This is a genomic window from Aeromonas bivalvium (genome assembly GCF_000819765.1).
GTDB classification, from domain to species: Bacteria; Pseudomonadota; Gammaproteobacteria; order Enterobacterales; family Aeromonadaceae; genus Aeromonas; species Aeromonas bivalvium.
In genome coordinates, this window is sequence record NZ_CDBT01000056.1 from 67609 (window position 1) to 86313 (window position 18705).

Here is an 18705-nt window from a genome sequence, read left to right on the forward strand (position 1 = left end):
TGCCGCCGGTTTAGCGTTGGGCGGCTTGTCTGCGACAGGCCTCGCCGAAGGCGGTGAAGATCTTGACCGAGTGGGGGTTCTCGCTGGCGTGCCACTCAGGGTGCCACTGTACCGCCAGGGTGAACTGGGGCAGGCCCGGGGCATGGATCGCCTCGATCACCCCGTCCTCGGCATGGGCCAGGGGAGCGAGCCCCCTGCCCAGGCGCCTGATGGCCTGGCCATGGAGCGAGTTGACCGGGATGCGGCGAGTGCCCATCAGGTCGGCGAACCAGCTCCCCTCCACCAGCTCGACCATGTGGCTCTCGCCATACTGCAGCTCAGGCGGATCCTCGGGATCCTCGCGATGGTCATCGAAGCCGGGTTCGCTGTAGACCTTCTGATGTATGTCCCCTCCCAGGGCGACGTTGATCTCCTGCATGCCGCGACAGATGCCGAGGATGGGCACCCCCTTGTCGATGGCGGCCCGTACCAGGGCGATGTCGAACAGATCCCGCTCCCTGTCCTGGGCCTTGTCCGGGGTCAGGTTCTGCTGGCCATAGAGGGCGGGATCTATGTTGGATCCGGCGCCGCTCAGATAGATGCCATCGGCCAGGGAGAGGTAGTGCTCGAGGGCCTCTGTACCGCAGCAGGTGGGCACCAGCAGCGGGGTGCAGTCGCTGATCTCCACCAGGGGTTTGATGTATTTGTGGGTCATGACCTGATAGTCATGGCCGTTGCGGGCCTGGCTGCCCATGGTCATCAGAACCAGGGGCTTGCGGGGTGGGGCGGATGGGGTATGTGCAGACATAAATCACCTTGGCATTCCTTTGCGGTCCCGAGGGACCCTGGCGCCTTGGGCTCGCCCTGACCGATATCAGGGCCTGCCTCAAGGCAAGTTTAGGAGATCCCGGGCTCGCATCGGCTGGTGTCAGGAGAAGGCGCGCAGCGGCGAGAGCCTGGATCCTGATTTCAGTCTGCCAAGGCCGTTAAATATGTCAAACAAAATGAGTGGTTTATGTTAAGCCGCATGAGGCAGATATGGTGTCATCCTCCGCTTTACAGGGAAGCAGAGGGAACGTTCGGGGCTGGGGCTGGCTGGATGGGTGGATATATTAAACATCCGGCAGGGGGCCTGCCGGATGGACGTGGCCGTGGGGATCAGGCCAGCACGAAGGTTTCGATGACCCGGGCGACCCCGTCCTCATCGTTGCGGCTGGTGATGTGCTGGGCCAGGGCCTTGAGGGGGTCGGTGGCGTTGCCCATGGCGACGCCGAGGCCGGCGTATTCGATCATGTGGCTGTCGTTGCCCGCATCCCCCACGGCGATCACCTGGCTGGCATCCAGGCCCAGGTGCTCGGCCAGGGCGGCCACTCCGCTCCCCTTGTGGCTCTGCTTGTTCATGATCTCGAGGAAGTAGGGGGCGCTTTGCACCACTGTGTAGTCCTGATAGAGCTGCGCCGGCAGGGCGGCGATGGCCCGGCTCAGCAGCGCGGGCTCGTCGATCATCATCACCTTGAGGATCGCCTCGTCCGGGGGCAGGGTGGCGAAGTCGACCAGGTTGACCGGCATGCCGGTCAGGCGGGATTCGTGCTCGGTATAGTGGCTCAGGCGGGGGCTGATGAGGCCCTGGCGCACCGAGAAGCCGTGGACATTGACCCCCTGCTGCTCGGCCAGACGCGCCACCAGGCTGGCATCGGCCCCGGTCAGCAGCTGGCTGCGGATCCGGGCGCCGTCGGCAACCCGCTGCACCATGGCGCCGTTGTAGCTGATCACATAATCTTCCGGCCCCGTCATCCCCAGTTCTTCCAGGTAGCGGGTCATGCCCTCCAGGGGGCGGCCGGAGGCCAGCACCACTGTCACGCCCCTGGCGCGGGCGGCGGTGATGGCGGCATGGGTGCGCGGGGAGATGGTGCCCTGGGGGGTGAGCAGAGTGCCATCCATATCCAATGCGATCAGTTTGTACATCGACTGTTACCTGCTTTGTGTGGCGTGCAAGGCTGGCAGTGTACCCAAGTTCGGGTCAGGGATCACGGCATGGCCGACTCTGCCCGGCACAGGGACTGGGGCTGGCTGGCCCCAGGTGGCCAGGGGACACGGGCTCTCGGTCTGACTTATTTACGTCCTTCCAGAGGCTGCAACACTATCTGTTCCTGCTTGAAGGCGATACGAATGGGGCCATGGTCGATATCGACCCGGTAGCTGCTGTTGGCCAGCTCAACCTCGACACCGGCATAGAGGCGCTGGGTGGCGGTGATCTCCATCTCGCCGAGCAGCTGCTGCAGGGCCTGCTGGGCCTCGTCCAGCTTGGCGTCCAGTCCCTTGCTCTGGCCCAGGTATTGCTGGCGCAGGGTCTTGATCTTGTCCAGGGTCTCGGGGTTGCGCTTCTCCCGCGGCAGCTGCAGCAGCTTGAGCAGCAGATCCTGCACCTTGAGCAGCTGGTCGCGGCAGCTTTGCTTGCGCTGCTTGAGCTCTTGTTCCTGCTGCTTGTGGCTGAAGTAACCGCCAAGGATCTGCAACCGGGTATGGTTGGCGGCACTGGCCCCTATGCTGGGGGCCTGGATCTGGCGATTGGCGATGCTGATGCCGCCGAGCAGGGTGCCCTTGCGCATGGCGTTGTCGCCAACCCGCAGATCCTGGCCACTGCGGGTGTGGCAGTGGGTGAGCTGGGTCTGGATATGAATATTGCCCCCCGCCTCCAGCCTGGCGTACTGGGCATAGGCGGCGTGTATCTCCCCCTGGGCGCTGAGCCGGCAGAGGGGGTCGTCATCCTCCGTCTTGCGGCCGATGACCCCGTGACGCACCGTGATGGCGCCGCCGGATTCGATGTCGGCACCCTCCACGAAGCCACCTATCACCACGTCGCCACTGGCCCGGATCCGCATGCCGGCGAACACGTCGCCGCTGATGATGAGGGCTCCCTCGAACGTCACATGACCGCTGCGGGCATCCACCTGCTTGAGGCTGAGCACATCATCGACCCGCATGCCCTGCTTCTCTAGGCAGGGGAGGCCGGGGCGGCTGGCGAGCAGCAGGTTGGGGTCATCACTGGCTATCTCGGTGCCGACCCCGGGGACCATGGCCAGCTCCTTGCCCGGTTTGACCGGCAGGGTCTGGCCCGTGACCGTCAGACCGGGGGAGCCCTGGGTCGCCGGGTGGCGGCGCATCAGCGGCTCCCCCGCCCGGACCGTCACCAGGGTACCAAGGTCGCGCAGATCCACCTTGCCGTTCTCCGTCTCCTGAGGCTTGAGGATGCGATCGGACGGGGTATCGACCAGACGCTCGAAACGGGTGTCCTGGCCGGCAATGGGGGCGATGCCGTAGGCGATGGCGGGCTGGATCAGACTGCCGGGGGCCCCCTCCCTGGCGAGCTTGACGGCCTGCTCGAGCAGTATGCCCTGCACGCCGCTGTTCACTTCGCTCTCGCCGAGGGTCTGCTGCAAGGCATCCAGGGTGAGCGGCTTGCCGCCCCAGTCGCAGGTGATCTGGGCCCGGGCCGTCATCTTGTCGCTGTCGACCAGTATCATCAGCCGGGCGTCCTGGCGCCTGGCGATGGGGACGGGATTGGGAGGTATGGGGGCGTCCGGTTTGGCCTGCAGGGTATTGAGCAGGCTGACCACCTGTTTGATCCCCTCGTGCAGGGGCTGATAGCGGCGACAGTTGGAGGAGAGCAGCAGGGTGAGCACATCGGCTTCGCGCACCGGTTCGTCCAGCCCGGGCAGGATGCGCAGGCAGGCCAGTTCCATATCCGCCGACAACTGTAACCACTCTTTGTTTAACACTCTGGCTCCTGCTCAGTCCATCTGACTGATTTCTTTATCAATTCCATGATGCCCCCATGCTGGTTCCCCCGACTCGGCGGCAAGGAGGCCCCAGTATCCTGATCATTCTTCTTATTGGTCAATGATCTATGTCCAAATGGGTGAAGGCGGTTGAAGAAATCGCCATGGGGACACGGTCAGGCAGCGCCGCCCTGAGGGAGACGAGGGGAGGGCGAGCCAGCGAGTCAGCACTGGCTCGCTGGCCGGGGCGACTCAGCCCAGGGTCTGGGTGCGGGTCAGGGTGAGGTAGTCGGCGATCACCGGCAGCCCCGCCAGGTGACGGCGCAGCATGTCGAGGGCGGCGAAGGCGAGGATGGCACGGGCGCTCTCGGGATCCGGGTGGCTGACCTTCACCGTCTGGCCGACGCACTTGCCATCGATGCAGAGCCGCAATGGAACCCCCTGGGGCCCCGCCATCCCTATGGTCAGGCTGGCCCCTCGCCCGTCCCCCAGGGGCTGGGCCGGTTCGCCGGCAGGCTGCTGGCTGAAGTGGGCCGTGAGGCCGGGATGCTGATGACAGAGGGTCAGCAAGGCGCCCCGGCTCTCCCCCTCGAACAGGGTCAGGGGCCTGTCCCCCAGCTGGGCGAGGATCTGCCGCGCCGGTTCCTCGTCACCCTGACCGACCAGCCAGGGGGAGATCTGCTCGAGCAGGCGCGCCTGTGCCGCCTCCATGTCCCGGGTCGTGGCGCCCTGGCCGATCAGCTTGAGTTCGATGAGGGGCATGGCGGAGCGGTAGCCGAGGGTGATCCCGACGGGCCAGGGGGCAGCGTCGAGCCGATCGCTCAGGGCGGATTCCGAGATGCCGAAGCTGTAGCAGCGGCGCAGCGCCGTCTCCCCGCTGGCTTGCTCGTTGTGCAGGCGGGGCAGGATCTGCTCCGTCACCATCTGCTTGAATTCGAACGGTACCCCTGGTGTGAAGGCGATGCGGCAGCGTCCCCACTGCAACAGGAAACCGCAGGCGGTGCCGACCGGGTTGTCGAGGATCTCGCAGCCCGCGGGCAGCCAGGCCTGCTTGGCGTTGCTGGCGGGCATGGGGCGACCCCGGCTGGCGTAGCGGGCCGCTATGGTATCGAGCCAGCCGGGATGCAGGGTCAGGGGGGCGTTGAAGGCATCGGCCGCGGCCTGGGCGGTGAGATCGTCCGCCGTCGGACCCAGGCCGCCGCACACCAGCACCAGGTCGGCGCGCGCGGCGCACTCGCGCAGCAGGGCGGTCAGATCGGCGAGATCATCCCCCACCGTATGGCGGCGGCGCACCTGCCAGCCCTGATCCAGCAAGCGGGCGCTGAGCCAGGCGGCATTGGTATCGACCACCAGGCCGGTCACTATCTCGTCGCCGGTGCTGACAATTTCTATGTGCATGAAGACTCCTGCAGGGTCACTTGGTCTTGGGTTCGAAGTAGTAGCTGATGCGGGTGCGCGGATTCAGGTACTCGAACACGGCGGGGGGCAGACGCCTGGGGTGGATCACCTTGGCGATGGTGAGTCCGGCCCGATCCAGCGCGATGACGGCCGCCTCCTGGCGCGGGATGGCGGGATCGTAGACCAGCACGCTGGGGTGGAGCAGGCTGCTCCCCTTGACGGACATCACCAGGCCCAGCTGGCCGCTGGAGAGTTGTACCACGCTGCCGGGGGGATAGATGCCGAGCAGGCGGATCAGCAGGGCCATGTTGTCCGGGTTGAACTGACCCTTGCGCAGCTTGTAGAGGCTGGAGAGGGCGGAGTAGGGCACCTTGCCGTGGCGGTGGCAGAGGTTGTCATATTCGTTGATGAGGGAGACCAGCTGGGTCATGGGGTCGAGCTGCCCAGCCTTGAGTCCCTCCGGGCCGCTGCCGTCCAGATATTCGTGATGGTGCAGCACTATGCCCTTGGCCTCGGAGGGGAAGGATGCCGCCAGGTTGATGAGGTCCAGCCCGTAGCGGGGATGCTGGGCCAGCAGGTTCTGCTCCGGCCTGGTCAGGGGTGCGCTCTTGCGCAGGATCTGGCTCGGGATCTTCAGCTTGCCGATGTCGTGAAACAGGGCCCCCATGCCGACCAGGCGGATCTGCTCCGCATTCATCTCGCACTCCTTGGCCAGCATCATGCTCAGCACGCTGACGTTGAGGGAGTGATAGTAGAGGGGATCCCCCTCCTCGCCGTCCCCCATCAGGTGCAGCACCAGCTCGTCCGCCGCCAGCAGCTGGCTGGCGATGGCATCGATCAGATCCTTGGCGTCATCAATGGCGTTGAGGGGGCGGGCCTGCACCTTGCTCATCAGGCTGCGCACCTGGCTCAAGGAGTGCTGGAACTGTTTCTCGCACTGCTGCAGGTCCCGGCGGTATTGCTGCAAGCGGGCGATGCGCTGCGCCTTGTCCTGCTCCATCTCCCTCTGCTGAGCCGGATCCGGCACGACCTCACGGCTTGGTGCATCGGGGGGCAGGGGCGGGCAGTCGCTCTTCTCCGGGATGATGGTGACCCTGGCCAGGCCCAGGTGGCGGATCAGGGCGATCTCTTCTTCGTTCTTGATCTTGAAGCTGGAAAACAGGAAGGGGTGAGCGCGCCAGCCCAGAGGCAGGGAGACATAGTTGCCGACTTGCAGCCTGTCTACTGAAATGGTGATACCGGCCATGGGGTTCGCAGTGAGGGGCACGTGAGCCGTATGCTAGTCAATGGCGAGAGTGAATACAAAGGTATCGGATGACAGTCCGGATGCTTTATTATAGGCTTCTAGATGTCCAGACATTTTTACTGATGCAGTACAGGGAGTCAGCATGCCCATCAAGATCCCGGATCAGTTACCCGCCGCCGAAGTGCTGGGGCAGGAGAACATCTTCGTCATGACGGAATCCCGGGCCGTCACCCAGAACATACGCCCGCTGCGGGTGCTCATCCTCAATCTGATGCCCAAGAAGATAGAGACCGAGATCCAGCTGATGCGGATGCTCTCCAATTCGCCGCTGCAGGTGGACGTGGATCTGCTGCGTATCGACGATCGGGAGTCCAAGAACACGCCCCAGGCCCATCTCGAGAACTTCTATCACGACTTCGAACAGGTGCGGGGCAACAACTACGACGGCATGATCATCACGGGGGCGCCCCTGGGCCGGGTGGAGTTCGAGGAGGTCGTCTACTGGGACAGGGTGGTCGAGATCATCGAGTGGTCCCACGAGCATGTCACCTCCACCCTGTTCCTGTGCTGGGCGGTGCAGGCGGCGCTCAAGGCGCTGTATGGCATGGACAAGCAGACCCATGGCGAGAAGCTGTCCGGCATCTATCGCCACCACAGGCTCGATGAACACGAGCCCCTGCTGCGCGGCTTCGACGACGAATTCGTGGCCCCCCATTCCCGCTATGCGGCCTTCGATGGCGATCTCATTCGTGCCCACACGGATCTGCAGATCTTCGCCGAGTCCGAGGAGGCCGGGGTCTATCTGGCCGCTACCAAGGATTGCCGCCAGGTGTTTGTCACCGGTCACCCCGAATACGATGTGCTGACCCTGGATGGCGAATACAAGCGCGACCTCGAGGCCGGGCTCGCCCCCGCCATTCCGGTCAACTACTACCCGGGCAACGACCCGGACCAGCCGCCAAGGGCCAGCTGGCGCAGCCATGGCCACCTGCTGTTTGCCAACTGGCTCAACTACTATGTCTACCAGCTCACCAGCTACCGGCTGGAGGACATCGGCAAGGTGTTCACCTACGAAAAACCCAGGAGCTGAGGCTCCCCTTCGGGATCGCCTGCGAAAAAGCCGCCAGAGAGGCGGCTTTTTCGTTATTCAGGGCGACGGATCAGATGTCGCCGCTGGCCTTCTTGGCTCTCTCTATCATGGGGGTGATGGTCATCCCCTGCACCACGATGGAGAACATCACCACCGAGTAGGTCATCACCAGTATGACCTGGCGCAGATCGACATCACTGCCCGGGATCATCATGACTCCGGACGGCAGGGCCAGTGCCATGGCCATGGCCAGGCCACCGCGCAGGCCGCCCCAGGTGAGGATGCGCACCGAGAAGGTGTTGTAGCTGCGGAACTTGCGGAAGGCCACATAGGGCAGGGAGACGCTGATGAAGCGGGCGGCGAGGCACAGAGGCACCGCGATGACCAGCAGGATCCAGTCTTGCCAGGCGAGATCCAGCAGCACCAGGGCCAGGCCGATCAGCAGGAACAAGAGGGCGTTGAGGAACTGATCCATCAACTCCCAGAAGTGATCCAGGTGGTGGCTGCTCTGCTCGGAGAAACCCGAGTGACGGGTCCAGTTGCCGATCATGATGCCGCATACCACCATGGCCAGGGCGCCTGAGACCCCCAGCATGTTGGCCAGGGCGAAGCCGGCGGTCGGAATGCACAGGGTCAGCAGCAGCTCCAGGGAGCCATCGTCGGTGGCGCTGATCATCACGTGGGCGATGAGGCCGAGCACGGCGCCAAACAGGATGCCGCCGAGGGCCTCATGCAGGAACAGGCCGGCCACGCTGGTGAAGGTGGGCTCGACGCCGCCGAAGGCCACGGCGAACACGGTGGCGAAGATCACCAGACCGACGCCGTCGTTGAACAGGGACTCTCCCTCGATCTGGATGGCGATCTGGGGGGGCGCCTTCATCTTCTTGACGATGGCGAGCACGGCAATGGGGTCGGTGGGGGAGATCAGGGCACCGAACAGCATGCAGTAGACCAGGGGCAGTTCCCAGCCCAGCAGCTTGGCGATGAACCAGAAGCCGTAGCCGATGATGAAGGTGGAGAGCAGGGTGGCGAGGATGGCCAGAATGGTGATCTCCCACTTCTGGCTGCGCAAGGCCTTGAGGTTGATGCCAAGGCCCCCTGCGAACAGCAGGAAGCCCAGGATCCCCTTGAGCAGGAAGTTCTGGAAGTCGATGCTCTCCATGGTCTCGACGGCCAGGGGCTCGAGGTTGAACCAGCCCAGTTTGCCGAACAGCACCATGAGTGCGGAGATCAGCATGGAGCCGGCGGTGATGGCGATGGTGGTCTGGATCTTGATGACATACTGGTTGGCGAATGCGATAAAAATCGCCAACGCCGCCAAGAAGCAGAGTGTGTAATAGACGCTCATGATTATTTTTCTCGTTGGAGTGACAGCAAGCACGAGTCCGTAAAGGACGGGCATAGGGTACTCCGTGGTGATAGTTTACTCACTACCTACTTTTGGGTATCGCTGGTTAATTTAGACAGATAGACGGCTAGATTTCCATTTTTTTTCTTTGCTGTTAGGATAAAGCCACGCAGTTGCATGGATGTAAGAGGTAAGAGCGGTGTCGACAACAAACAAGAGTCTGCAGGCCTGTCTGCTGGAGCGGATCCTGATCATCGACGGTGCCATGGGCACCATGATCCAGGGCTACAAGCTCGGTGAATCGGATTATCGTGGCGAGCGGTTCGCCGACTGGCATACGGATATCAAGGGCAACAATGACCTGCTGGTGCTGAGCCAGCCCGAGATCATCCGCGAGATCCACGATCAATACTGCGCCGCCGGGGCTGACATCCTCGAGACCAACACCTTCAACGCCACCCGTATCGCCATGGCCGATTACGAGATGGAGGATCTCTCCGCCGAGATCAACCGGGAGGCGGCCCGTCTGGCCCGTGCCGTGGCGGACAAATGGACGGCAAAAGACCCGGCCAGGCCGCGCTTCGTGGCAGGGGTGCTTGGGCCCACCAACCGTACCTGTTCCATCTCGCCGGACGTGAACGACCCCGGCAAGCGCAACGTCACCTATGACGAGCTGGTGGCCGCCTACACCGAATCGACCCATGCCCTGATCGAGGGGGGCGCCGACCTCATCCTGATCGAGACCATCTTCGATACCCTGAACGCCAAGGCCGCCGCCTTCGCGGTGGAAGGAGTATTCGAAGCCCTGGGTTACAGCCTGCCTGTGATGATCTCCGGCACCATCACGGATGCCTCCGGCCGCACCCTCTCGGGCCAGACCACGGAAGCCTTCTACCATTCCCTTCGCCACGTCAAACCCGTGTCGTTCGGCCTCAACTGCGCGCTGGGCCCCGACGAGCTGCGCCAGTACGTGGCAGAGTTGTCCCGCATCAGCGAGACCTTTGTCAGTGCCCACCCCAACGCCGGCCTGCCCAATGCGTTTGGCGAATACGATCTGGACGCGGGCGAGATGGCGGAGCATATCCGCGAGTGGGCACAGAGCGGCTTCCTCAACCTGGTGGGGGGGTGCTGCGGCACCACCCCGACCCATATTCGCGCCATGGCGGACGCCGTGGCGGGCATAGCGCCCCGCGCCCTGCCGGAGATCCCGGTGGCCTGCCGGTTGTCGGGCCTGGAGCCCCTCATCATCACCCCAGAGTCCATGTTCGTGAACGTGGGGGAGCGCACCAACGTCACCGGCTCGGCCAAGTTCAAGCGCCTCATCAAGGAGGGGCTCTACGACGAGGCCCTGGACGTGGCCAAGCAGCAGGTGGAGAGCGGCGCCCAGATCATCGACATCAACATGGACGAGGGGATGCTGGACGCCGAGGCAGCCATGGTGCGCTTCTTGAACCTCATCGCCGGCGAGCCGGACATCGCCCGGGTGCCGGTGATGATCGACTCCTCCAAGTGGGAGGTGCTGGAGGCCGGACTCAAGTGCGTGCAGGGCAAGCCTGTGGTCAACTCCATCTCCATGAAGGAGGGGGAGGCCAAGTTCATCGAGCAGGCCAGGCTGCTGCGCCGCTACGGCGCTGCCGTCATAGTGATGGCGTTCGACGAGGTGGGCCAGGCCGATACTCGTGCCCGCAAGTTCGAGATCTGCCAGCGCGCCTACCGGATCCTGGTGGACCAGGTCGGCTTCCCGCCGGAAGACATCATCTTCGACCCCAACATCTTCGCGGTGGCGACCGGCATCGACGAGCACAACAACTACGCGGTGGACTTCATCGAGGCGGTGAAGGACATCAAGACCCATCTGCCCCACGCCATGATCTCCGGCGGCGTCTCCAACGTCTCCTTCTCCTTCCGTGGCAACGAGCCGGTGCGCGAAGCCATCCACGCCGTCTTCCTCTACCACGCCATCCGCAGCGGCATGGACATGGGCATCGTCAACGCCGGTCAGCTCGCCATCTACGAAGACATTCCGGCGGAGCTGAAGGCGAAGGTCGAGGCGGTGGTGCTCAACCTCAATGACAACGCCACCGAGGATCTGCTCGCCATCGCCGAGAAGTATCGCGGCGCCGGCGCCCAGGCCGAGGATCCCCGGGATCAGGAGTGGCGCAGCTGGCCGGTGGGCAAGCGGCTGGAGCACGCCCTGGTCAAGGGCATCACCGATTTCATCGAGGAGGACACCGAGGAGGCGCGGGCCGGGGCCGAGAAGCCGCTGCACGTGATCGAGGGGCCGCTGATGGACGGCATGAACGTGGTGGGTGACCTGTTCGGCGCCGGCAAGATGTTCCTGCCCCAGGTGGTGAAGTCGGCGCGGGTGATGAAGCGGGCGGTCGCCTACCTGCAACCCTACATAGAGGCGGAGAAGTCCGGCGGCTCCAGCAACGGCAAAATCGTGATGGCCACCGTCAAGGGGGACGTGCACGACATCGGCAAGAACATCGTCGGCGTGGTGCTGCAGTGCAACAACTACGAGATCGTCGATCTCGGGGTCATGGTCTCCTGCGAGACCATCCTCAAGACGGCGCGGGAAGTGGGGGCCGACATCATAGGCCTGTCCGGCCTCATCACCCCCTCCCTGGACGAGATGGTGCACGTGGCGAAAGAGATGGAGCGCCAGGGCTTCAAGCTGCCCCTGCTCATCGGTGGTGCCACCACCTCCAAGGCCCACACCGCGGTGAAGATAGAGCAGAACTACTCCGAACCCGTGGTCTATGTGTCGAACGCGTCGCGCGCCGTTGGGGTGGCCCAGAGCCTGCTGAGCCCGGAGCTCAAGCCCGCCTTCGTTGCCCGTATCGACAAGGAGTACGAGATAGCGCGGGAGCAGCATGCCCGCAAGCAGCCGCGCTCCAAGCCGGTCTCTCTGGCCCATGCCCGCGCCAACCGTCATCAGCTGGACTGGGTGAACTATCAGCCCCCAGCACCCCGCGAGCCCGGCGTGCAGACCTTCGAGAACGTGCCCGTCTCTGTGCTGCGCCCCTACATCGACTGGACGCCGTTTTTCCTGAGCTGGGAGCTGGCGGGCAAGTATCCGCGCATCCTGGAAGACGAGATCATCGGCGAAGAGGCGACCAAGCTGTTTGCCGATGCCAACGCCATGCTGGATCGGCTGGAGAAGGATGAGAGCGTGCGCTGCGCCGGTATCATAGGCCTGTTCCCCGCCAACGGGGTGGGGGACAGCATAGAGGTCTACAGGGACGAGTCCCGCACCGAGGTCATCAAGGTGCTGCACCATTTGCGCCAGCAGAGCGAGAAGCAGGGCTTCCCCAACTACTGTCTGGCGGACTATGTTGCGCCGAAGGAGAGCGGCAAGCCGGACTGGATCGGTGCCTTTGCGGTGACCGGCGGCATCGGCGAGGAGGCCATAGCGCAAGCCTACAAGGCGGATCACGACGACTACAACGCCATCCTGATCCAGGCTGTGTGCGACCGTCTCGCCGAGGCCTTCGCCGAATACCTGCACGAACAGGTGCGCAAGGTGCACTGGGGCTATGCCCCGGACGAGGCGCTCAGCAACGAGGAGCTGATCCGCGAGAACTATCAGGGCATACGCCCGGCGCCGGGTTATCCGGCCTGCCCTGAGCACACCGAGAAGGGGAGCATCTGGGAGTTGCTTGATGTCGAGCAGGCCATCGGCATGCAGCTCACCGAGTCCTACGCCATGTGGCCGGGGGCGGCGGTGTCCGGCTGGTACTTCTCCCACCCCGACAGCAAATACTTCGCGGTGGCGCAGATCCAGCAAGATCAGGTGGAAGACTACGCCATGCGCAAGGGCATGACCCTGGCAGAAGCAGAACGCTGGCTGGGGCCTAACCTGGGTTGAGACGCGCGTCAGCCAGGCTGACCCTCAGTCCCATGAAAACGGCGGCCCCAGTATGGGGCCGCCGTTTTACATCCGGATGACAGTCGTCGGCTTTATCCGGGTTTTGTGTGGTTTGTCTTGTTGTCAGGATAAACAATTGGCGTTGTCATGGCGCTGTGGCACCTTATACTCTCCCGCCCCATCCTGCCCAGGCGCTGCCTCCTAGCGGAATTGTCATGAAGATTGCTGTTTTATCCCGTGAGCCCAGAAACTACTCTACCCGTCGTCTGGTCGAGGTGGCGCGTGCCCGTGGTCATGAGGTCGAGGTGCTCGACACCCTGCGCTGTTACATGAACATCGCCTCCCACAATCCTTCCATTCATTACGAGGGGGTGGAGCTCGGGGACTATGACGCCGTGATCCCCCGTATCGGCGCCAGCATCACCTTCTATGGCACCGCCGTGCTGCGCCAGTTCGAGATGATGAGCACCATGGCCCTCAACAGCTCTGTGGCCATCAGTCGCTCCCGGGACAAGCTGAGGGCCATGCAGCTGCTCTCCCGTCACGGCATAGGCCTGCCCATCACAGGTTATGCCCACAGCACCCACGACGTACCGGATCTCATCAAGATGGTGGGCGGGGCCCCCCTGGTGGTGAAGCTGCTGGAAGGAACCCAGGGGATAGGGGTGGTGCTGTGCGAGACCCACAAAGCCGCCGAGAGCGTGATCGAGGCCTTCATCCAGACCAACAACAACATACTGGTGCAGGAGTACATCCGCGAGGCCAACGGTGCCGACATCCGTTGCCTGGTGGTCAACGGCAAGGTGGTGGCGGCCATGCGTCGTCAGGCCCAGCCCGGGGAGTTTCGCTCCAATCTGCATCGGGGGGGAACCGCCGAAGCCATCAAGATCACCCCGGAAGAGCGGGCCACCGCGGTGCAGGCCGCCAAGATCATGGGGCTGGACGTGGCCGGGGTGGACATATTGCGCAGCGCCCGCGGCCCCCTGGTGCTGGAGGTGAACTCCTCCCCCGGCCTGCAAGGGGTGGAAGCGGCCTCCGGCAAGGATGTGGCGGGCAAGATCATCGAGTTTCTCGAGCTCAAGGCGAGCCGCAAGCACAAGCCGGCGGAGTGAGCCGGATCTGAGCGCCGTCATGGCGCCAGATGCAACAAGGGGAGCCCAGGCTCCCCTTGTTGGTTTGTGGGCGACAGGATCCCGCCCTAGGAGAGGGCATGCTGCCCCCTGTCCTCGAGCCGTTGGCGAAAGGCGCGGGCCAGCCTGTCGTAGAGATCCGGACTCTCCCTGTCCTCCATGTCGCCCCGGATCCAGGGGTTGTCGATGATCTCGAGCAGCACGCAGCCCTGTCCCTGCTGGCGCAGGTCCACCCCGAACAGGCCGTTGCCGAGCTGATGCACGGCGCGGCGCGCCGTCTGCAACACCCGCTCCGGCACCTCGGTCAGTGGCAGGGCCTCGATCCGGCTCAGATCGAGGGGGTGCTTGCGGCGGCGGATGCGACTGCCGGGCTCGGGGCGATAGCGGCGGCAGGCAAACAGCGGCGAGCCGTCGAGCAGGGCGATGCGCCAGTCGAACTCGGCCGGGATCCGGCTTTGCACCAGCAGCAGGGCGGAGCGACCCAGCCCCTCGTCCAGCAGGCGGGCGAGCTGGGTTTCGTCGCTCGCCATGGCCAGATCCCGCCCCTGGGCACCGTCCGGGATCTTCACCATCAGCGGCAGGCCGAGGCGCTGCACCAGATCGGCCACCTGGTGGCGCCCGCTGCGGGTCACCACCATGGTGGGCGGCATGGGCACCCCGCTGCGCACCATCAGCTCGTAGAGGTAGAGCTTGTTGCTGCAGGCGAGGATGGCGCGGGCGCTGTCGATCAGCGGCATCTGGAGCTGCTCGGCGCGGCGGGCAAACTCGAAGGTGTAGTGGCCCACCGCCGTCTCCGACCTCAGCCAGAGGGCATCGAACTCCGGCAGCCGCTCGATGGCGGCGGGGGAGAGGATCTCGGTGCGGATCCCCTGGGCCGCCGCGGCCCGGGTGAAGCGGGTCAGGGCCAGGGCATCGCTGCTGGCGCGGCCATCCTCCAGATCCGCCAGAATGGCGAGCTGATAGCGGGGCGCGGCGGGGTCCGCTTCGTCCCCGATCAGGGTGCGGACATGGTTCAGCATCAGGGTGCGCTCTCCCTCGCCGAGGGCCAGGGGGGAGAGGCTCTGCTGCTGGCGCACCGACCAGCCGTGGCGGCCGCGCTTGAGGGTCAGCTCCTGAAGCGGCAATTGGCTCAGGCCGTAGTAGTAGCGGGCCAGTCCCGCCAGCTCGCTCTGCTCGCACTGGCCGAAGATGGCGCGCACCCGGATCCTGTCTTCGCTCTGCTGGGCCAGCCAGCCTTGCAGCTTGCGCCACAGCTTGGCTGGCGGCTGCTGGGGCTGCAGCACGCTGATGGCCTGCAAGCCGGGCAGGCAGTGGTGTCCCCTGGCCTGGGCCAGCAGGGAGCAGTAGTAGCCCGCGCTCAGGTGATCCAGGCTGCGGCAGAGGTTGATGATGCGACCGCGCCCCCCTGTGGTGGGCAGGCCATGCTGCAGATAGGTGCGGGCGGTCAGCAGATAATCGCCCTGGCAAGGCCAGTCCCCCGGCTCTTCGACGATGACATAGGTACTCATATTTTCGGGCTCCACAGAAAGGACTGCCAAAACGGCAGGATCCCCAGTGGGCTTCGATGCACCGGCAAGCACGACAATGGCGCGAGGGGAGACAAGAGGTTACAGTGCCTAATATTCTGCCTTGGTAACTTGTGATACAAGTCTCATTGCTGATGCTGAAGATAAATAACTCAAGCGAGGACTCTCCTGTGCTGACCGTGCGTGCCGCCCGTCTCGATGATCTGGGGGTCATCGTAAAACTGGAGCGATACTGCTTTCCCCCCGAGGTCGCCTTCGGCCGCCAGCGCTGGCACTATCTGCTCTCCCATGCCAAGGGGCGGACCCTGCTGCTGCACGACGACAGGGAGCAGCTGATGGGCTATCTCTGCCTGCTGGAGCACAAGGGTTGGGATCGCCTGGTGATCCAGACCCTGGCCATCCATTGGCGGGTGCGCCGGCAGGGCTGGGCCCGTCGCCTGCTCGAGCAGGTGATCGCCCATGGCCGGGAGCAGGGGTGGGGCGCCGTCCGGCTCGAGGTGGCCGACGGCAACGAGGAGGCATTGCCCCTCTATCGTCGGCTCGGTTTTCGAGCCCAGCAGCGGCTGCCCGACTACTATGGCCGGGGCCAGCACGCCCATCGGCTGGTGCTGGCCCTGCGGGAGCCCGCCGCCAGCGTGCGCGCGAGGAAAGCGGTATGAGCCATGATGCCTGCCTCGCCAGCGTGATCCGGGGTCAGCATGAGTGGCGCTGCCCGCTCTCGGGGGTGCGGCATGAGTTGTGATGCCTGCCTCGCCAGTGTGATCCGGGCCAAGCTCGGGCGCTGCCCGCTCTGCGCCTGCCAGTGTCTGCTCATCGCTCTGGGGGGCTGGGGGCTCTGGTGGTGGTTTGGGGCAGACAGTTCGGTCAATGCCCTGACGGCCCTGCTGTTCGGCCTCGCCGGCTCCGGCCTGCTCGCCCTGCATTTGCTGGTCTTTGTCTGGCGCAAGAGCACGGGACGGGAGCTGCAATGACGGCATCGCCGTGAAATGAATTCAATCGACAACCTGATGACAGCCAAGGAGGCTCAGATGATTGCAATGGTAACGGGCGCATCGTCCGGATTTGGTGAGGCGATCAGCCGCGCCCTGGTCGCCGCCGGGCACAGGGTCATAGGCACGGGTCGCCGCGCCGAGCGGCTGGCCGGTCTGGCCGATGAGCTGGGAGAGAGCTTCCTGCCCCTGGTGTTCGACGTGCAGGACAAAGCCGTCACCCGGGCCGCCATCGATGGCCTGCCCAGCGGCTGGAGCGAAGTGGACTTGCTGGTCAACAACGCCGGTCTGGCCCTGGGCCTGGCCCCGGCTCACCAGTCCGAGCTGGAAGACTGGGAGCAGATGATCGCCACCAACATCAGCGGCCTGACCCTGGTGACCCGATTGCTGCTGCCGGGCATGGTGGCGCGCAACCGCGGCCATGTGATCAACATAGGCTCCATCGCCGGTACCTATCCTTATCCGGGTGGCAACGTCTATGGCGCCACCAAGGCGTTCGTGAAGCAGTTCAGCCTCAATCTGCGCGCCGATCTGGCGGGCACGGCGGTGCGGGTCACCAATGTGGAGCCGGGCCTGTGCGGCGGCACCGAGTTCTCCAACGTGCGCTTCCACGGTGACGATGCCAAGGCGGCCTCCGTCTATCAGGGGGTGCAGGCCATCTCGCCGCAAGACATCGCCAATACCGTGCTCTGGATTGGCGAGCAGCCCGCCCACGTCAACATCAACAGCATAGAGATCATGCCGGTGGCCCAGACCTTCGGCCCGCTGCATATCAGCCGCGGCTGACTGCCGGTCTCGGCACAATGAAAAGAGGCACCTTGAGAGGTGCCTCCTGCTTTGCCGGATGGATGGGGTGGTCGCCCCGCTTACGGCTTGGGCTCTATCCCTATGGCGATGGCCGTGGTCTGGACGGCCTTGATCTGATCTCCCTTGGCGATCAGGGCGAACTGGGCCGGATCATTGACCTTGAGGGTGAGGGTCTTGTCCACTCCCTTGACCCGTATGGTCTGCTGCGCCTTGTCCACATCGATGACGTCCGCATAGAGGGTCACCTGCATACCCGCTTCGGCCCCAGGTTGTTCACCGGCGGCCGCCTTGCTGCCATCCACCTCGACCAGCCGTTTTCTCACCCCGGCGCTGCCCTTGAGCAGTTCCAGATCCAGCATCTGCAGGTATCGCAGCGTCACCATGTCCCCCACCTTGAGCCGATCGAGATTGGTGACCCCCTCCCCGGCGACCAGGTCGAACACCTTGCCTTCGGCGTTTGTCAGGCTGACCTTGCGGCTGGCCATGTCGATGGCGGTGACAGTCGCTTCCGCCTTCACCTCTTCCGCCAGGCTGACCTGACCCGGGGCGATGGCCACATTGGCGGTCGCTTCGGCGGCCTGTATCAGAGGGCTGGTGCAGAGGGTGAGCAAACCGGCGATCCATGCGTGTTTCAGTTTCATGATTGAGACCCTGTGGCTAGAGAGCGGCGCCCGGCGAGAGCGCCCAGATGACGAAACCCTGGTGGCGTCATTGTGATGGGAAGCGTTCGGTCACCCCTCCCAGTCACACCATAGCAAAGGGACAACCGAGTACCTCATGCCAGGTGACGGCCTTGCACCGTTTTGATGGCTGGCTCCCGTTTTTGGCTACCGGGACTCAGGCGTCCTTGTCCAGCTCGCGCTCCAGGGCTGCCGCCTTCTGTCGGGCCGGATGGGTGTTGAGGTGCTGCCAGTAGGCCTCAAGGTGCGGGAACCGGGCCAGCTGGCCGTTTTGCGCCAGCAGATCCACCAGGAAGGAGTTCATGATGTCGGCGCCGGAGAGGCGATCCCCCACCAGATAGCGGCGGCTTGCCAGCACCTCGTTGAGGTAGCCCAGCACCTTGGCGCACTCGGCTCTGGCGTAGTCCGGCAGGAAGCGCATCGGGCTGCCGTCCTTGCGCACGAAGATGTCGAGCAGCAGCGGCAATATGCCTGAGCTCTCGGCGAAGTGGAGCCATTGCAGGTATTCGGGGTAGTCGGGACTGTCCGTGGCAGGCGCCAGCCGCTCGGGGGCGTGACGGGCTATCAGGTATTCGGTGATGGCGCCGGATTCCGCCAGCACGCGGCCGTCGAGCTCGATGACGGGCGACTTGCCGAGGGGGTGGATGGCCTTGAGCTCGGGGGGCGCCAAAAAGGTGGTGGCGTCGCGCTGGTAGGCCTTGATCTCGTAGGGCAGGCCCAGCTCCTCGAGCAGCCAGATGATGCGCTGGGAGCGGGACTTGTTCAGGTGGTGCAGAACTATCATGGGAAACCTCGATTCGGTGGCGGGATGGAGTGTACGAACGGGCGAGGCAAGTGGTTCACCGATGGACAAAAAAGAGCG

15 protein-coding genes are annotated in these 18705 nt (G+C 64.4%); 6 read left to right on the forward strand and 9 right to left on the reverse strand.

The window, feature by feature from the left end:
• Positions 1-10: 10 nt before the first annotated feature.
• The 5 genes from BN1119_RS16695 to BN1119_RS16715 all read right to left on the reverse strand — a co-directional run bounded on the left by BN1119_RS16695 (position 11) and on the right by BN1119_RS16715 (position 6402).
• Positions 11-787, reverse strand: coding sequence for a gamma-glutamyl-gamma-aminobutyrate hydrolase family protein (locus tag BN1119_RS16695; protein WP_042000672.1), 777 nt, complete (start codon positions 785-787; stop codon positions 11-13).
• 350 nt (positions 788-1137) lie between these two features.
• On the reverse strand, positions 1138-1944 hold the full coding sequence (yidA, locus tag BN1119_RS16700; RefSeq protein WP_042000675.1) for a sugar-phosphatase: 807 nt from the start codon (positions 1942-1944) through the stop codon (positions 1138-1140).
• A 146-nt stretch (positions 1945-2090) separates the two neighbouring features.
• On the reverse strand, positions 2091-3758 hold the full coding sequence (locus BN1119_RS16705; RefSeq protein ID WP_342027782.1) for a DUF342 domain-containing protein: 1668 nt from the start codon (positions 3756-3758) through the stop codon (positions 2091-2093).
• A gap of 252 nt (positions 3759-4010) precedes the next feature.
• Positions 4011-5156: a CinA family nicotinamide mononucleotide deamidase-related protein gene (locus BN1119_RS16710; RefSeq protein ID WP_042000681.1), complete on the reverse strand. Its 1146-nt coding sequence runs from the start codon at positions 5154-5156 to the stop codon at positions 4011-4013.
• A gap of 16 nt (positions 5157-5172) precedes the next feature.
• A complete protein-coding gene (locus BN1119_RS16715; RefSeq protein WP_042000684.1) occupies positions 5173-6402 on the reverse strand; it encodes a cyclic di-GMP phosphodiesterase in 1230 nt (409 codons plus the stop codon).
• Positions 6403-6544: 142 nt separating this feature from the next.
• On the opposite strand from BN1119_RS16715, the gene metA reads away from it, so the two are divergent.
• Positions 6545-7492, forward strand: coding sequence for a homoserine O-acetyltransferase MetA (metA, locus tag BN1119_RS16720; protein WP_042000687.1), 948 nt, complete (start codon positions 6545-6547; stop codon positions 7490-7492).
• A gap of 70 nt (positions 7493-7562) precedes the next feature.
• On the opposite strand, the gene BN1119_RS16725 is transcribed toward metA, so the two are convergent.
• The gene (locus tag BN1119_RS16725) at positions 7563-8840 is read right to left on the reverse strand and encodes a cation:proton antiporter (RefSeq protein WP_042000689.1); all 1278 of its coding nucleotides are present in this window, start codon (positions 8838-8840) and stop codon (positions 7563-7565) included.
• Between the two features lie 199 nt (positions 8841-9039).
• Here BN1119_RS16725 and metH point away from each other — a divergent pair, with 199 nt between their 5' ends.
• Both metH and rimK read left to right on the forward strand, forming a co-directional pair.
• A complete protein-coding gene (gene metH, locus BN1119_RS16730; RefSeq protein ID WP_042000691.1) occupies positions 9040-12711 on the forward strand; it encodes a methionine synthase in 3672 nt (1223 codons plus the stop codon).
• A gap of 215 nt (positions 12712-12926) precedes the next feature.
• Complete coding sequence (gene rimK / locus BN1119_RS16735; protein ID WP_042000693.1) at positions 12927-13823, forward strand: 30S ribosomal protein S6--L-glutamate ligase; 897 nt, start codon at positions 12927-12929, stop codon at positions 13821-13823.
• An 86-nt stretch (positions 13824-13909) separates the two neighbouring features.
• On the opposite strand, the gene BN1119_RS16740 is transcribed toward rimK, so the two are convergent.
• Positions 13910-15349, reverse strand: coding sequence for a RimK family protein (locus tag BN1119_RS16740; protein WP_042000696.1), 1440 nt, complete (start codon positions 15347-15349; stop codon positions 13910-13912).
• Between the two features lie 188 nt (positions 15350-15537).
• Here BN1119_RS16740 and BN1119_RS16745 point away from each other — a divergent pair, with 188 nt between their 5' ends.
• The 3 genes from BN1119_RS16745 (at position 15538) to BN1119_RS16755 (ending at position 17142) form a co-directional block, all read left to right on the forward strand.
• On the forward strand, positions 15538-16026 hold the full coding sequence (locus tag BN1119_RS16745; protein ID WP_042000699.1) for a GNAT family N-acetyltransferase: 489 nt from the start codon (positions 15538-15540) through the stop codon (positions 16024-16026).
• Between the two features lie 72 nt (positions 16027-16098).
• Complete coding sequence (locus BN1119_RS16750) at positions 16099-16338, forward strand: DUF3624 family protein (protein ID WP_042000702.1); 240 nt, start codon at positions 16099-16101, stop codon at positions 16336-16338.
• A gap of 57 nt (positions 16339-16395) precedes the next feature.
• On the forward strand, positions 16396-17142 hold the full coding sequence (locus tag BN1119_RS16755; protein WP_042000705.1) for an SDR family oxidoreductase: 747 nt from the start codon (positions 16396-16398) through the stop codon (positions 17140-17142).
• An 80-nt stretch (positions 17143-17222) separates the two neighbouring features.
• Here BN1119_RS16755 and BN1119_RS16760 read toward each other — a convergent pair whose 3' ends face one another.
• Complete coding sequence (locus tag BN1119_RS16760; RefSeq protein ID WP_042000708.1) at positions 17223-17804, reverse strand: hypothetical protein; 582 nt, start codon at positions 17802-17804, stop codon at positions 17223-17225.
• A 196-nt stretch (positions 17805-18000) separates the two neighbouring features.
• Complete coding sequence (locus BN1119_RS16765; RefSeq protein WP_042000711.1) at positions 18001-18627, reverse strand: glutathione S-transferase family protein; 627 nt, start codon at positions 18625-18627, stop codon at positions 18001-18003.
• Positions 18628-18705: the final 78 nt, after the last annotated feature.